The 14,577-nt window shown below is 40.8% G+C and carries 14 protein-coding genes; 7 read left to right on the forward strand and 7 right to left on the reverse strand.

Annotation, left to right across the window (positions count from 1 at the left end; translation table 11 throughout):
* Position 1: 1 nt before the first annotated feature.
* Genes QXS89_06150 through QXS89_06160 form a run of 3 tightly spaced genes read left to right on the forward strand, consistent with a single transcriptional unit; the run spans position 2 to position 3,587 of the window.
* Positions 2 to 1,498 carry a hypothetical protein gene (locus QXS89_06150; protein ID MEM3831758.1) on the forward strand — a complete coding sequence of 499 codons (1,497 nt, stop codon included), beginning with the start codon at positions 2 to 4 and terminating at the stop codon, positions 1,496 to 1,498.
* Positions 1,499 to 1,503: 5 nt separating this feature from the next.
* The gene (locus tag QXS89_06155) at positions 1,504 to 3,282 is read left to right on the forward strand and encodes an aldehyde ferredoxin oxidoreductase family protein (GenBank protein MEM3831759.1); all 1,779 of its coding nucleotides are present in this window, start codon (positions 1,504 to 1,506) and stop codon (positions 3,280 to 3,282) included.
* Between the two features lie 8 nt (positions 3,283 to 3,290).
* Positions 3,291 to 3,587, forward strand: a complete 297-nt coding sequence (locus QXS89_06160; protein MEM3831760.1) for a MoaD/ThiS family protein — start codon at positions 3,291 to 3,293, stop codon at positions 3,585 to 3,587.
* Between the two features lie 138 nt (positions 3,588 to 3,725).
* Here the strand turns inward: QXS89_06160 and QXS89_06165 are convergent, their stop codons facing one another.
* Positions 3,726 to 4,616: a hypothetical protein gene (locus tag QXS89_06165; protein ID MEM3831761.1), complete on the reverse strand. Its 891-nt coding sequence runs from the start codon at positions 4,614 to 4,616 to the stop codon at positions 3,726 to 3,728.
* A gap of 436 nt (positions 4,617 to 5,052) precedes the next feature.
* On the opposite strand from QXS89_06165, the gene QXS89_06170 reads away from it, so the two are divergent.
* Positions 5,053 to 5,553 carry a nucleotidyltransferase domain-containing protein gene (locus QXS89_06170; protein ID MEM3831762.1) on the forward strand — a complete coding sequence of 167 codons (501 nt, stop codon included), beginning with the start codon at positions 5,053 to 5,055 and terminating at the stop codon, positions 5,551 to 5,553.
* 11 nt (positions 5,554 to 5,564) lie between these two features.
* The gene (locus tag QXS89_06175; protein MEM3831763.1) at positions 5,565 to 5,975 is read left to right on the forward strand and encodes a HEPN domain-containing protein; all 411 of its coding nucleotides are present in this window, start codon (positions 5,565 to 5,567) and stop codon (positions 5,973 to 5,975) included.
* A 552-nt stretch (positions 5,976 to 6,527) separates the two neighbouring features.
* Here the strand turns inward: QXS89_06175 and QXS89_06180 are convergent.
* The 3 genes from QXS89_06180 to QXS89_06190 all read right to left on the reverse strand — a co-directional run bounded on the left by QXS89_06180 (position 6,528) and on the right by QXS89_06190 (position 9,106).
* Positions 6,528 to 7,457: a cobalamin biosynthesis protein gene (locus tag QXS89_06180; protein ID MEM3831764.1), complete on the reverse strand. Its 930-nt coding sequence runs from the start codon at positions 7,455 to 7,457 to the stop codon at positions 6,528 to 6,530.
* A gap of 64 nt (positions 7,458 to 7,521) precedes the next feature.
* Positions 7,522 to 7,683 carry a hypothetical protein gene (locus tag QXS89_06185; GenBank protein MEM3831765.1) on the reverse strand — a complete coding sequence of 54 codons (162 nt, stop codon included), beginning with the start codon at positions 7,681 to 7,683 and terminating at the stop codon, positions 7,522 to 7,524.
* Between the two features lie 49 nt (positions 7,684 to 7,732).
* Positions 7,733 to 9,106: a hypothetical protein gene (locus tag QXS89_06190; GenBank protein ID MEM3831766.1), complete on the reverse strand. Its 1,374-nt coding sequence runs from the start codon at positions 9,104 to 9,106 to the stop codon at positions 7,733 to 7,735.
* Positions 9,107 to 9,233: 127 nt separating this feature from the next.
* On the opposite strand from QXS89_06190, the gene QXS89_06195 reads away from it, so the two are divergent.
* Both QXS89_06195 and QXS89_06200 read left to right on the forward strand, forming a co-directional pair.
* Positions 9,234 to 10,646, forward strand: coding sequence for a hypothetical protein (locus QXS89_06195; protein MEM3831767.1), 1,413 nt, complete (start codon positions 9,234 to 9,236; stop codon positions 10,644 to 10,646).
* The gene (locus tag QXS89_06200; GenBank protein ID MEM3831768.1) at positions 10,616 to 11,875 is read left to right on the forward strand and encodes a M20 family metallo-hydrolase; all 1,260 of its coding nucleotides are present in this window, start codon (positions 10,616 to 10,618) and stop codon (positions 11,873 to 11,875) included. The genes QXS89_06195 and QXS89_06200 overlap by 31 nt, the downstream gene beginning before the upstream one ends.
* A gap of 342 nt (positions 11,876 to 12,217) precedes the next feature.
* On the opposite strand, the gene QXS89_06205 is transcribed toward QXS89_06200, so the two are convergent.
* From QXS89_06205 to QXS89_06215, 3 genes are read right to left on the reverse strand one after another with little or no spacing between them, the layout of a single operon-like run.
* Positions 12,218 to 12,910: an ATP-binding cassette domain-containing protein gene (locus QXS89_06205; GenBank protein ID MEM3831769.1), complete on the reverse strand. Its 693-nt coding sequence runs from the start codon at positions 12,908 to 12,910 to the stop codon at positions 12,218 to 12,220.
* Positions 12,910 to 13,605, reverse strand: coding sequence for an ABC transporter ATP-binding protein (locus QXS89_06210; protein ID MEM3831770.1), 696 nt, complete (start codon positions 13,603 to 13,605; stop codon positions 12,910 to 12,912). The genes QXS89_06205 and QXS89_06210 overlap by 1 nt, the downstream gene beginning before the upstream one ends.
* Positions 13,593 to 14,576, reverse strand: a complete 984-nt coding sequence (locus QXS89_06215; GenBank protein MEM3831771.1) for a branched-chain amino acid ABC transporter permease — start codon at positions 14,574 to 14,576, stop codon at positions 13,593 to 13,595. Before QXS89_06215 ends, QXS89_06210 begins: the two co-directional genes overlap by 13 nt.
* Position 14,577: the final 1 nt, after the last annotated feature.

Genomic DNA, 14,577 nt, shown 5'->3' on the forward strand with positions numbered 1-14,577 from the left:
CATGATCTCAGCCTGGGCTTTGATCGTTCTAGCAGCATTCGTAGGCTACTTCATTATAGGAATCATAGCAGGATACATAGCTAAGCTGAGAACCGGAAGAGGTTTGTACGAATTCTATATAGCAGGTGGAACTCTCTCAGCACTTCTAGTAGGCGTGGGATATATGTCAGCGTATATGGAGGCTTGGGAGTTCGTAGGAATGCCTGCGGTGATATCTTCCGAGGGACTTGAGTGGTGGCTTATCGAGATGATATTCTACCTAAGCTACGTAGCCTTATTCTATATGGTAGGTCTCCGACTATTTAGAATTGGTAAGATCCACAAGACTATAACACCGGTAGATTTCATAGTGTTTAGAGCCGGAGGTTTTGAGAGGATTCTCAGACTAGTTCTAGGGATTCTCATAACCTATGCTACGATAATATATGTGGGAATGATCTATATACCTGCTGCAGGTGTTATAACTGCTATGAGTTATGGAGAGCTTTCATATCATCTTCTACTAGTTCTCTACACCGTGTTCATGGTCATATATATAATACTTGGAGGTATGAGAGCTGTAGCATACAATGATCTAATAGCTGGAGCGACCTTCATAGTAGCATTCATAGCAATGATATACGCTGTGAACATTCATTGGGGAGGTTTCGGAGATCTAGCCTGGAAAGCTTTTAGCAGTGCTCCCGAGAGATTTGAAAGAACACTCCCTATTCAGTACTTCCTTACAATGCTCTTCTTCTACGGAATCTCATGGCTTTTCATACCGCATCTGATAGTGAGATTCTTCGCAGCAAAAGATTATAAAGGCGTTATACTGGGAGGGATGGGTGCTATAACAGGGTTCTTCTTAGGAGCATTTCTCTCACCTCTATTCCTCGGACTTTCAATCCTAGCTCAGTATGGTACTAATCTTCCTGAGGTGACAGTTGTAGAAGAATATCCTGCGATGATGTTTCTAAGCTGGTTCGGAACCTCACCTCTTATCATATTGATCATTCTAGGACTTGTAGCGATCGCGAGATCTACTATTGATGCATTGCTTCTACTAACATCTTCTATAATAGATAGAGATATTCTCGAGAGAACACTTAGAATTAAGGTTAGCGAGAGAACACGAGAGATCATAACAAGGGTTATCGTGACAATCATAGGAATTCTAGGAATCATAGTCGCGCTATATCCTGAAGCTCCGATGGTTATAATAGGATACGAACTCGCATGGCCTGCATATGCTGTTGTAGCATTTCCAGCACTTCTAATACTGTTCTGGCGTAGAGCTAATAAGTATGGAATTCTAACAGGATATCTAGTAGGGTTATCCTCCTTGATCTTATTCACATATGTTATATGGCCAGAACCTCCTCACAATCCTTTCGGAGTGTGGGAGGGTACTCTGCCAAGTGTCCTAGCTCTGGCTACCACTGTGGTAGTATCTCTTCTAACACCTCCTCCTCCTAGAGAACATATTGAGTGGTTCTATGGGGATAAGCTGAGGTGAGGAGCATGATTTTCCCGGGTCAGAAGGTATTAAGAGTAGACCTTGACAGAGGATCTGTTGAAGAAGAAGAGCTTAAAGATGAGATTATTGAGAGATATGTAGGTGGAAAAGGGCTTGCAGCTTATCTAATGTATAGAGAGCTTAAGCAGGGTGTGGATCCTCTTTCTCCCGAGAACAAACTATTCATATTCGGAGGTCCTCTGGCATTCATATATCCTACCTTCACTAGAACGATTGTAGCATCTAAATCTCCTCTAACTAATACTTTTAGCGATTCTAATGCTGGAGGTTCTTTCGCTGTTGAACTTAGAAGAGCAGGCTATCTAGGGATTGTTGTTGAAGGTGCTAGTGACAAGCTTGTATGTCTTAAGATAGATCGGGAGGGTAGGAGATTATTCGAGTGCGAGAATCTAAGACTTAGAACAACTTATGAAGTTGGAGAATACTTCCCAGAATACTCTGTTCTAACCATAGGACCTGCTGGAGAGAATCTTGTTAGAATCTCAGGTGTTTTCATTGATATGAGGAGAAAACCTAGATCAAGACCTGGAGTTGCTGGAAGAGGAGGGCTTGGAGCTGTCATGGGTTCGAAAAAACTTAAGGCTATCATTGTAAGAGGTTTTATGAGAGAAGAAGATCTAGCGAGAAACGTGAGTCCTGATCTGAGAACCAGGCTTTCTAGAGAGTATCTGAAATTCGTTCTTGAAAATGTGATCCCTGGAATAGGTGTTGGAGGTAATCTACCTGTCTTCAGAGTCTCAGCTGAAGCTAGAATACTTCCTGTGAAGAACTTCAGACAAGGAATTCATGAGGGATGGGAGCAGTTGGTAGATGATGAATGGGCTAAGATCAAGATAGGAAAACTCTCATGCCCTACATGCCCTGTAGCTTGTGGAGCTAGGATGAGGATGGATTCTAGAGAGACTGAGAGGATAGAGTACGAGACTGTTGCTATGAATGGCTCCAACCTAGGTATAACGGATAAAAGAATGCTTATAGAGATCAATAATGAACTTAACGAGCTAGGATTAGATAGTATTTCAGCAGGTTCTATAGCGGCTTTCGTTGCAGAACTTTCTGAGAGAGGATTGATAGATCTCAAGATCAGATGGGGTGATGCTGAGGCTTTCATGAAGCTCTACAGAGATATAGCCTATAGATCTGGTTTGGGAGATATACTAGCCGAGGGGATAGCTCATGCTTCGAAATACTTCAATGCTGAAGAAATAGCTCTCCATATAAAAGGACTTGATATACCAGCCTACGATCCGAGAGGTGTTGTCGGCATGAGTCTTGCTTATGCTACAGCAGATAGAGGAGGAGATCATCTTAGAGCATGGACTGTAGCTGTAGAGGTTTCTACAAGACCTAGTATAGAGGATCTCGTTAAGCTTACGATAAATCTTCAGAATAGAAATGCAGCACTCTGGACATTAGTAGCTTGTGATAATATTGTGAGCAACTCTATCAAACCTCCAGAACCTATGATAGAGATCTACATCAAGATGCTAAACAGTCTCGGGTTTGAGTATGATATGGAGAGATTTCTAGAACTTGGAGAGAGAATATATAATATAGCTAGAATGTTCAATGCCAGAGAAGGTTTTAGTAGAAGAGATGATAAACTGCCTCCCAGATTCTACGAGAGGAGAGAGGATACAGGATGGTATATTAATAGAGAGAGCTTTGAGAAAATGCTGGACAGATACTATCAGCTAAGAGGATGGAGTGATCTAGGTATTCCAACTCCCGAAACTCTCAGAAGACTGGGTATAGAGGTATAGAGAATTCTATGAAGATTATCGTGAGACTATATGGAGTTCTTAGAAGTCTTGCGGGAGATAGAGAGAGGATCGAGATAGAATTAGATGAAAGAGATGATCTGAGATTGATTCGTTTAATAGAAAGACTTCTAGAAGAATATCCTGAGCTGAGGAGATATATTAGCGTAGAAGATGACAAGCTTAGAGTCAGAGGAGTAAGTATAATACTAAATGGACAGCATATAATGTTTCTAGAAGGAGAGAATACATTATTAAAAAATGAAGATATAATAGATCTAATCCCACCCGTATCAGGAGGGATCTAAATTTCTGAGAGCATAAGCCATGCTATCTCTAGCTAGATATCAGAAGGCTAGAAATACTTGAACCACCTCGATCACTCGTCTAGAGAGACAGCAGATCTATGTATCTGGAAGATTCTTTTGATCGAATAAAGATCCTGTTTACGAGATCTCTCTATGATTCCTAGATCTTTTTATTATATGACGTGCTACTGCTATATCGAGAAGTGATGTTCCAACAGATTTATAAAGTTTTATCTCTTTAAATAAGCATTTCCGACCTCTCATATACTCTCCTATCTCAATAAGATCAATTCCAGAAACATCTTCACTTTCTCTAGCTGCACCTGTTACTGTATCAACAAGAGCACACCCAGCTCTTCTACGTGTTATATCATCTAACTCTTTAACAGGTTTAGGAGCTCCTACAGATATTACTATAGCACCATTTCTGAGAATATCTCCTCTGACCACCGGCTGGGTGGAGTTTGTTGCCGTAATAATAACATCAGATCTCATTAGAAGATCATCTAGAGAAGTTTCAGATCCTTCATACTTCTTAGCAAGTAGATGACTTTTAGAAGATTCTATGTCATAAATAAGAATCTTTTTAATATCGAAGAGATTCTTGAAAACCCTCAGATGATACTCACCTTGAACTCCTGCTCCAATGATCCCGAGCACATCTATACTACATCTCTTCATGAGATCGCATTCCAAGAGTAGTTTTGCTGCTAATGCTGATGTTGTAGCAGTTCTCCACCCTGTGGCACTTGATGCATCTGCTATTAATATGATCTCTCCATTCTCAAGACCTGATACTATGATAAAACCTCTCACCCTAGGAGTAGCCTTAGGATAGATTCCTATGAGCTTCAGCACAAAACCTATCTCAGGATCTATACCAGGCATGAGAGCAATCCACTTATCTTCATACTCGTAGGATACTCTCTCAAATATCAAAGGTTTTCTAATATAGAGATCTCTTATCTCGAATAAGAGTTCTAAAGGATCTACAATTCCATCGATCTCTTCTCCAGACATTACTATCATGATGCATAACACCAATGATATCATACAACTCTATGAATAAAACAGCATATCACTAATCTATCTCTAGAAGATCTGTTGAAAAACAAGGCTAGAGCTCAAGAAAACAATTTAGGAGATAGTATTCTAGAAGAGAACATAGACCCTGCATATCGAGGTATCTGGGTCACATATTCACCGCTAGTAGAAATAATATTTTGAAGACTGACGACCTACTGCTTAGAGTCTAGAGACCTCTTATAATCTGCAGTCAAAGAATTCTCTACTCAAGTACGTAGAACGAGCTTGTAAAGTTAACTGAGCTCACAGAAATACCAGAAGGAGTAAAGAGCTGATCTCCCGAAACTCATCCTCTCTCTATAAGAGTCATAGGGTGAGAAGGTTCAGCTCTGATAAGATATTATTCGGAAAAAGCCTTAAAACATGGTGGTTATTAGCAGTGTCTGAGAAGCTTTGCGAACCCTACGCTTTTCTACTTCGCAGACTTCTCGATGTAGCTATAGAGAGATTTGGTAGCGAGCTCGTCTCGTTCGTCGTGTATGGTTCTGTTGCTAGGTGCGAGGCCGGTAGGGAGAGTGATATAGACATTCTTATAGTCTTGGAGAACCCTCCTAAGAGCAGGATGAAGAGGCAGGAGTTGTTTATGCTAGTAGAAGAAGGTGTTGAAGAAGAGGTCGAGAGGCTTAGATCTCAAGGGTATAACGTTGATTTTTCACCTATTATAAAAAGTGTTAGCGAGGCGAGGAGAGTATCACCAATCTATCTAGACATGGTTGAAGACGCTGTGATACTATATGATAGAGAGAACTTCTTCACAAATATCTTGAACAACCTCAGAGAGAAGCTCAGAGAACTTGGAGCAGAGAGAGTAAGATGTGGTAGAAAATGGTATTGGAGACTTAAGAGAGACTATAAATTTGGTGAGGTAATAGAGCTGTGAACAACATATCTATGGCACAATCCTACCTAAGACAAGCTGAAGAGAGAATTCGCCACGCGAAAGAAGCACTTGATAGAGGTAACTATCCTTACGTAATTAGGCAGTGCCAAGAGTCGGTTGAACTACTTCTTAAAGCAGCGCTGAGATTAGTTGGTGTTGAGGTGCCGAAATGGCGTGATGTAGGGCCTGTTCTCAGAAGAGAAGCTCAGAGATTCCCCGAATGGTTTCAAGCCGAGATACCTGCATTAGCACGTATATCGAGGAAGCTACGTAGAGAAAGAGAACCTTCTATGTACGGAGATGAGGAAAGCGGTATCCCGCCCGACGAGCTCTATGATAGATCTGATGCAGAAGAAGCACTTGACTACGCATCAAAAGTCTACAGCATAGTAATCAAGCTAATACAGCAGCACAAAACCTGAATCGCGTTAGCTTATTCTAAAGACCTAAACTCCTACTATTATAGTCAGTAGCTATCTGCTAACCTAGAGAACACTAGTACCTCTTAATAATTGCATAAGTAGCATATATTGAAGATCACAGCATAAGGTCTTTAAACAATTCTTATCCCAACCTCATATACTTTTCAAATATATCATCTAAATTCGAAAATTTCTTTACTTATTACACGAAGTAAATTAATCATGTTTTTAGGCTTAGCCAGCCGTGAAGAGGTAGCCATAGCTAGCTTAGTATTCTAGCAACATTAGCACTGAGTAGAGCTGAAGAATTGCTAAAGCATTTCGTAGCTAGAGATGAATTTGAACTTGAGAAACACTCTCTATCTTACCCTACTTCTTCAACTATCTTATTTCGATAGAGCTAGAGCTCTACTCCATGTAGCTCATCTGCTACGAACGCTTCGGCGAGGTCTGGTTCTCTCAGCGAGTTTTTGATCCTCTCAATGATCGTAGTCATTAGCGTGTTGGTAGCAAACTTACAGAATCAATAGCTAGAGTCGGGGTTTGTGAAGTCTATAGATACAGCGATCTCGCTATCACAACTACTACTAGCCATGTTAATACTGCTATCCTAGCTATCTTCAGAGCTCTATCTATATCATTTTTATCAGGATATCTAGCATCTTCATTAATCTTGTAATACCCTATCTTCTCAAGAGCTACTCCTAGAGCTCCTGCTATAGCTGATATAGGATATCCCGCATTAATACTCTCAGTCTTCCTCCTATCTCTAACTAGGATTCTAAAAGCTCTACCGATCTCTCCTCCCGCTATAGGGGTTAGGAGAACTATGAGTATCGCGGTGATCCTAGCTGGAAGATAGTTTACCATGGTATCTGCTTTCGCGGAAAACCATCCTACATCTCTAAACTCGATATTCTTATAACCCAGAGCACTATCTAATGTGTTTACTAATCTCTGGAAGAGAGCTCCTAGAGGTCCTAAGAATAAGAAGTAGAATAAAGGTGATATATATCCATCCACAAGACTTTCAGCAAGAGATTCTATAGATGCTGAAGCTATGTGAGCTCTCCCAAGCTCTCTAGTATCTCTTCTAACAATCTGCTGAGCCCAGTATCTTGCGCACTCGATATCATCTGTCTCAAGACATGATCCCACTCTCCCTACTATATCTAGAAGAAGCTTGATCGAGAAAGAAGTCTTCAGAACATATGCTGATACTAAGATGAATAATATAGTATTCATCTGAGAGATCTGAAGTAGAAATGCGTAGAAGATCATGTGAGATGATACTACTAAAAACCATGTCACAACACCTCTAGCTCTCGAAGAATAAGGTCTACCGATCTTAAGAGCCATCACGTATGCTGTGTGCACAGGATGTATCCTGAGCATGAAACCTCTGTGATAGGGGTATAAGAGATCCATTAGATGAGCTAGGAGAAGCACTGCTAAGAACTCGTAGAATGAGAGCCACAACATCAAAGGATAATCTCCTCAAGAACCTTATCTCAGCACGTCAACCTAAAAGTCTATCATAGTAGCTCTACAACATCACAGATATCGAAAGACCTAGCTTAGAAACCACAATAAATACCATCAGAAGAACTACCGCACTCAAATGACCTAATAATCTAATCATAAAACCTAAAACCTCAAGAACCGTTAGAATAACAATTACATTCTCACCTTCAGACGCAAGCTTCATCTTAACCAGATAAAGTATGTAAAAGTTTTAGACTCCACTATGATTTAGGTTAGGATTTACCTTTAGACCACAAGTAAGAGCCTGTCATGAATAGCACTGCATTTACTGCCAGTCCTAGACCTATAGGTCTTACATCAGCGAATCCATCTGGCCACCCTATATAGAAGGCGTATCCAACTGCCACCATTAAGCTCCCAATTATGGCTATTATAGCTGCTCTTGGTGATGGCTTAGACCAGTAGAGGCCTAGTATTGTGGGTATGAATAGAGATGATGATAATATTAGGTATGCTATGTCTAGAGCTATTAATATTTCTTGTACGTAGATCGCTAGTAGTATTCCTAGAATTCCTAGGACGACATTTAATGCTACTATAATGTACGTCATTACTTTCTCCTCTAATCTCCTGAGAGCTCCTAGGATATCGTATGTTATGAGTGTTGATGTAGCTATTAATGCTCCATCAGCCGTACTCATGAATGCGGCGAACATTGCGGCAATGATGAGCCCTGCTAGGCCGGCTGGTAGGATATCTACAGCTAACTTAGGCATGGCTAGTCTAGGACTCTCTAAGCCACCGGCATAGTATAGGTATGCTAATATTCCAATAAATGTAGCTGCTAGAGCATATATTACTCCATAGATTCCAGCTATAACCGTCCCATTAACCCCGATTCTAGTATCTCTAGCTGTTAGAACTCTCTGCCATATATCCTGGCCTAGCATTAAGCCGAAGAAGAATAGCAGAAACCATGTTAGGATCATATCGTAGCCTACATGCGTGAGGGATAGATAGCCTTCAGGAAGCATACCTAAGGAAAGACCCTTCTCGGATACCGTTAGATACCCGAATATAGGTAGAATTATGATTACGCCTAGGGTCATGAGAAGCCATTGAACTAAATCAGTTAATGTAACCGACCACATGCCACCGAGAGCTACGTAAGCTACTACTACTAATCCTCCAACTAGAGTTCCAACCTCAAAGGATATGCCTAGGAGCACTGATGTGACGGTACCGATAGCTATCATTTGAGTGACGAATATCATTAACGTGTATATAGCGATGACAATAGCCCCTATATACCTAGTTATCCTATCATACCTCTTCTCCAGAAACTCAGCCATGGTATATATTCTTAGTGGTATGATCTTCCTAGCTACTATAAGACCACAGGCTATGACACCTAAGCTTATCATTATAACCATCCAAGACCCAGATATACCATACTGATATCCTAGCCTAGCAGATCCTATAGTACTAGCTCCTCCAAGAACAACTGCTGCCATAGCTGGGACGTAGAGTAGATATGTTAATCGCCTATCAGCTAGCAGGTAATTGTCTAAGGATTTTATAGCTCTTCTCTCAGATAATAAGCCAATTATAAGCATAGAAACCATGTACCCGACTACAACGACCATGTCTAAGGCTGTGACACCCGTACAGACCACCCCTTAGAATAGTAGAGAGAAGTGATATTTAAACTTTTAAAAACTTTAATACCCAAATTATACACTTTAATTAACGGTTCATATGGGGTTAGAGTCTATGAGTCTAGATTTATCTAGATTTATCGAGTCTCTTGAAGGGATAGATTATACTAGTGATGATACGCTGTTGAAGGCTCTCAATCTAATTCTAGACCCTCCTATCTCTACTCTTAGCTTTAATGATGTTATAATTGATGGCTATAAACTCCCCCAGCCCAGGCTTGAATATATTGAAGAGAACATTATTAGAAGTGTACTAGGAGAGAATGGTATAGACTTGTTCATGTCTCTGGATTTAGTTATTAGCATGCTACCTCTTAGCAAGCTGGAATCACTTACATCTAGTAGTAGGGGTGCAATTCTAGAAATGCTGAGAGAAGAAGCTTATAATACTGCTAGAAGCTTAGCTGAACTCTATAGAATCAAAGCAGAAGATCTCAGAGGCGAGGATGATGTTAAGAGAGAGATTCTAATGCTAGCACCCTCTATTAGATTACTAGATACTGTTAGGGGAGAGTGGGATAAATGGGTCTGGAAGAGAACCGACCGCTATGGGCGTGAGTCTCCAGATCCTAAACTAATTCTAGATGACATCCTTAGGATAGGTAATGCTCTTAGAGACCGTGGAATAAAAGTTTATATTGCTACAGACATGGAACATGATTATGGAGATGTTCTAAAACCATATGATATAATCTCGGTTAAGATTCCTCAGAGATTAGCAAAGATTGTATATGTTAGAGATCAGAGTGTCACATGGTTTAAGAACCCTATACTGGGTAATATGGCTCTAGATTTTAGGCGTGGAGAGGAGGCGGTTTTAAGCGAGATATATAGTAAGCTTAATCTAAGACCACTCTTTAGGATCAGATGGGTGGCTGAGGGTAGTAGGCTTATTAGAGCTTATATGGAGGGAGGTAACTTCTTCGTTATAAGAACCGAGTACGGTACAGCGGTCTTGACAGGTGTTGGTGTTAGAGGTTCTAATCATGCTACATTTAAAATCTTATCTAGTATACTACCAGAAGACGTTAGACTTATCGGCGTCCCCCTAGCTGGATATATTAAAGATTGGGCTTCTGGCGCTGTTCATTTAGACGTAGTCTTCTCGTATATCGGTGATGTAGGTGGAGAGCGTTTAGCTCTCGTAGATCCTTCTAGGATAGGATTTTATTCTCTACTAGAGTATAGAAGGAGAGAAGGCGCTTTTAGGATTATAGAGATGCCCAGATTAATGAAGGAATTAGGTGTCAGGCTAGATGAGCCTCCCCGTGAAGGCCAAAGTAGTATTACTATGATTAATGCTTTAAATCTAGGTAGGGGTAGGATAGTATCAGATTCATTTAATGAGCTTATTAATAGATATCTAGAGAGAATGTATGGTATTGATGTTATTAGGGTAGATATCCCCCAGCTAGAAGCTGGTGGCGGTGGTGTTAGATGCTCTACGAGAGAGCTCTGGAGAAGCTAAAGAGTAGAGGTTTAAACCTAGATATAGATAGTTTCCTTAGAACATTTAATAGGATAAGTAGTATTGGATGGGTTGAGGGATATGGTTCTATTAGACTTGCACTCACTAGTGAGCATATTATGGCTCGTAGAGAGTTGTTAAAGGAGCTTGAAGCTATAGGTGCTAGGGTATTATTCGACGAGGCAGGGAATATTATAGCTGAGATCGGATCAGGTGGTAGAGCCATAGCTATAGGCTCGCACCTAGACAGTGTGCCTGGCGGTGGTAGGTTTGATGGGGTATTTGGCGTTATCGCAGGATTAGAGATTCTAAGAGCTATTGTTAGGAGTGGCTTGAGACTTAAGCATAGGCTTGTCCTCGTAGATTTCAATAATGAGGAGGGTTCTAGATGGAATCCTCCACTACTAGGCTCGGCTCTAACTGTAGGAGTTTATATGAGAGACTTCATCTACTCTAGATTAGACTCCAATGGGGTATCCTTTGGAGAAGCTCTAGAGAGGTCAGGATTTAAAGGTAGTGCTGAGAATAACCTATCTACGAACCCCCCAAGATTCTATATAGAGCTACACATAGAGCAGGGTCCAGAACTCTATAGAGAGGGATACGATATAGGCATCCCCCAGGGTATAGTAGGATTAAGAGTGCTAGAGTTTATATTTAGAGGGAGGCAGGATCATGCTTCAAGCCATATTAGCCTAAGGAGAGATCCGGTAGTAGGCTTGTCTAAAGCAGTACTACGACTTAGAGAGTATGCTCTCAAAAACCAGGATAAGCTTAGAATAACAGTAGGAGATATAAGCGTAAAACCAGGGAAATTCAATGTAGTACCAGCGCTATCTAAGATGACAGTAGATATTAGGAGCTATGATCCACAAGTTATAGATGAAGCAACAAAGTACGCTATAAAGGTGGCAGAGAACATAGGAGAAGAAGAGAATCTAAGCGTAGACCATAGAGAGCTCTGGACAATACCAAGGATACTCTTCGACCCCGATGTCACCTCAGTCATAGAGGAGTCTTGCAGAGATCTTGGATTCAAATATAAGAGAATGTGGAGCTGGGCAGGTCACGATGCGCAGAATATGAGTAGGATCGCTAAGACAGCAATGATATTCGTCCCATCCGTTGAAGGCATAAGCCATAGTAAAGACGAGTACACTAGAGAAGAAGACTTAGTTAGAGGATTAATACTACTAGCTGAAGTAGTTCTAAGATTAGATAAGATCTAGCTCATCCACGAGACATGTTCTAAGCTGGTTAGAGTACTGAGATTACTGCTAAGAAGCTGTAGAAGGCTTAAGTGCTCTTAGTAGTTTCTCTTAGAGATCCTTGAATACATTCATAGCCTTCTTTAAATTTCAAACCATTACTAGTGATGAGCAGAATCTTATAATATTCTCTAGAGACACTAGAGATCTCAAGAAGGAGTTCACGGAGATCATTCTAATACTGCCAGCTACAGTTGTGACCTTAATTCATATTCGGGGTAATAATTAGAGAAAGAGAAAAGCATAAGGATGAGGAGGCCAATAAGCTAATACTAGCTCTCTGCTTGAGAGTCACTTATATACTTATATGAATATTAGTTTTTTAAGTAGTTCTAGTTCTTTTAAGGCTTTTTCAGTTGTGTCAAAGTATTCTAACTTGCCTGTTCTCATTATTCCTATTTTGCTTACATATTTTAACGCTATTTTAAGTCGAGAGCCTGGTTCCACTATTATCATGGTTTTGCCTTCCTCGTTTAGTCTTTTAAGCATTCTATATATTTCCTCAGTCATTAATGGTGATACTCCTTCAGTAGGCTCGTCTAAGAGTATGAGTTTAGTTTCTACTAGTAGGGATCTGAGTATGCCAACTATTTTTCTCTCGCCTCCGCTAAGCTTGTCGGTAGGTCTGTTAAGAAGCCCTTCTATTCTCGGGTATATTTTTTTGATTCTATCTATTTCTATGATCTTTCTTCCAGCAGCTAATTGCATATTCTCTAATGTTGTCAGACCATGGTATAATCCTCCAGTATCTGATATATATAGTATTCCGAGTCTCGCTATCTTATATGTTGGAAGCCTTGTTATGTCTATGTCTTCAAAGACTATTCTCCCCTCTTTCCTTAGCTCTATATTCATAATAGATTTTAGAAGTGAAGTCTTGCCCGCTCCATTACTCCCTACGATGGCTATCATATCTCCACGTTCTACTCTAAAGTTTATAGAGAAGAGCACTTGAATAGCTCCGTAGTATCCATTTAAATTTTCTACTGTGAGCATTACTCGCCACCCAGGTATATTTCTTTCACTAGCTTATTCTCCCTTATATTTTCGGGTTTTCCATCAGCTATTATTCTACCTCTATCCATAACTATTATCCTATTGACTAGAGTGAACACTACGTCCATATCATGTTCTATAACTATCAGGCTTAGCGACTTCTTAAGCTCTGAAAGCACCTTAACCATATTAAGTCTATCTTCAACACCTAGACCTGCTACAGGCTCATCTAGTATGAGCATTCTAGGCTTTAAGAGTAGGGAAATGCCTAGCTCCACGAGTCTCTGCACCCCCAGAGGTACTTCGACCAGACGTTTATCCAGATATCTCTCAATCCTTAAAATCTCAGCTACGCTTTTCACCTCATCTGTAGTACCTGCTTTCAAAGCAGCTAAAGCTAGATTCTCTCTCACTTTCAAAACTGGGAAGAGATTGACGATCTGAAAAGTCCTAACAAGGCCGAGTCTCGAGATCTTGTGAGGCGGGAGGCGGGTTATATCAATGCCATCGAAAAACACTCTACCTTCATCAGGCTCTAACTTCTTAGTTATAATATTGACTAATGTAGTCTTACCAGCACCATTAGGTCCTATTATGGCTACAGTCTCTCCCCTGCTGACAGTGAAGGAGACTTTATCTACGGCTACAAAACTTCCAAATCTCTTTGTTACATCCTCAACTCTTAAAATCTCCATCTCCTGTAAACCCCCAATCTAAACCTTCCAGTCAAGCTTTCGAGGAATCCCAGAAGCCCTCCTCTAAAGAATAATATCATCGCTAAAAGAGCTACTCCGAGTAGGAGCATCCAATAGTCTGCTAATCTAGCTACGACAGTGGTGAGAGAAACAAATATTATAGCTCCAACCAGAGGGCCTAGGAAATAGCTTGAACCTCCTATTAGCGACATTACTAGAGGCTCGGTCCCAAAAATCCAGTAAGCCACATCAGGAGTGACAACACCATAAAACACAGCATAGAGAGCACCTGCCAAGGCAGAGACGACTCCTGAAACCGCTAAGGCCATCATCCTGAGCGTGAAAGTAGAATATCCGAGGAAGGGTAGCCTGTCCTCGTTAGCTCCTAGAGCCCTGAGAAGAAGCCCATATCTAGACCTGTTTAGCATATAGAGACCTAGCATTACAACAACAAAGAATGCTAATGTAAAATAATAGAAGACCGTGGGCGTTGACAAATCTACGAGAACTCCACGCTTGGGGATGCCTACAAGACCGTCACTCCCGCCAGTTAGCCAGCGTAGCTTGACAAGGGCAGACCAGAATATCATGCTCAAAGCTAGTGTTAGAATAGCAAAGTATACTCTCCCGTGCTTCAGAGTTAAAATACCTACAATTATTGATGCTAGTAAAGCTATGGGAATCGAGAAAAACACGCCAACTAAGGGATCCCTATAGACATTCAGCGTAAATAAAGCCACAGAGTAAGCGCCAACTCCAAAGAAAAGCCCGTGACCGAAGGATAGAAGCCCTGCGTAGCCGAAGAGAATGTTATAACCCATGGCAAACATTCCGAAAATCATTATTAAGATAGCCATATACATATAGAAGCTGTGGCCGGTGAATGGAATAATACTTAGGAGACCTATGAGCAGGAGTAGTACAATGATGTTGCCGTCTATTAAAGCCCTTAAACGGAGAGGTATGAGCATA

Source organism: Sulfolobales archaeon, from assembly GCA_038881635.1.
In the GTDB taxonomy this organism is placed as follows: domain Archaea; phylum Thermoproteota; class Thermoprotei_A; order Sulfolobales; family AG1; genus WYEN01.

Excerpts from the sequence above, each read along its gene's own strand:
- QXS89_06180 (MEM3831764.1), bottom strand. The coding sequence starts at position 7,457 with ATGTTGTGGCTCTCATTCTACGAGTTCTTAGCAGTGCTTCTCCTAGCT.
- QXS89_06150 (MEM3831758.1), top strand. The coding sequence starts at position 2 with ATGATCTCAGCCTGGGCTTTGATCGTTCTAGCAGCATTCGTAGGCTAC.
- QXS89_06175 (MEM3831763.1), top strand. The coding sequence starts at position 5,565 with ATGGCACAATCCTACCTAAGACAAGCTGAAGAGAGAATTCGCCACGCG.
- QXS89_06195 (MEM3831767.1), top strand. The coding sequence starts at position 9,234 with ATGAGTCTAGATTTATCTAGATTTATCGAGTCTCTTGAAGGGATAGAT.
- QXS89_06185 (MEM3831765.1), bottom strand. The coding sequence starts at position 7,683 with ATGAAGCTTGCGTCTGAAGGTGAGAATGTAATTGTTATTCTAACGGTT.
- QXS89_06160 (MEM3831760.1), top strand. The coding sequence starts at position 3,291 with ATGAAGATTATCGTGAGACTATATGGAGTTCTTAGAAGTCTTGCGGGA.
- QXS89_06215 (MEM3831771.1), bottom strand. The coding sequence starts at position 14,576 with ATGCTCATACCTCTCCGTTTAAGGGCTTTAATAGACGGCAACATCATT.
- QXS89_06210 (MEM3831770.1), bottom strand. The coding sequence starts at position 13,605 with ATGGAGATTTTAAGAGTTGAGGATGTAACAAAGAGATTTGGAAGTTTT.
- QXS89_06200 (MEM3831768.1), top strand. The coding sequence starts at position 10,616 with ATGCTCTACGAGAGAGCTCTGGAGAAGCTAAAGAGTAGAGGTTTAAAC.
- QXS89_06205 (MEM3831769.1), bottom strand. The coding sequence starts at position 12,910 with ATGCTCACAGTAGAAAATTTAAATGGATACTACGGAGCTATTCAAGTG.
- QXS89_06155 (MEM3831759.1), top strand. The coding sequence starts at position 1,504 with ATGATTTTCCCGGGTCAGAAGGTATTAAGAGTAGACCTTGACAGAGGA.
- QXS89_06190 (MEM3831766.1), bottom strand. The coding sequence starts at position 9,106 with ATGGTCGTTGTAGTCGGGTACATGGTTTCTATGCTTATAATTGGCTTA.
- QXS89_06165 (MEM3831761.1), bottom strand. The coding sequence starts at position 4,616 with ATGATAGTAATGTCTGGAGAAGAGATCGATGGAATTGTAGATCCTTTA.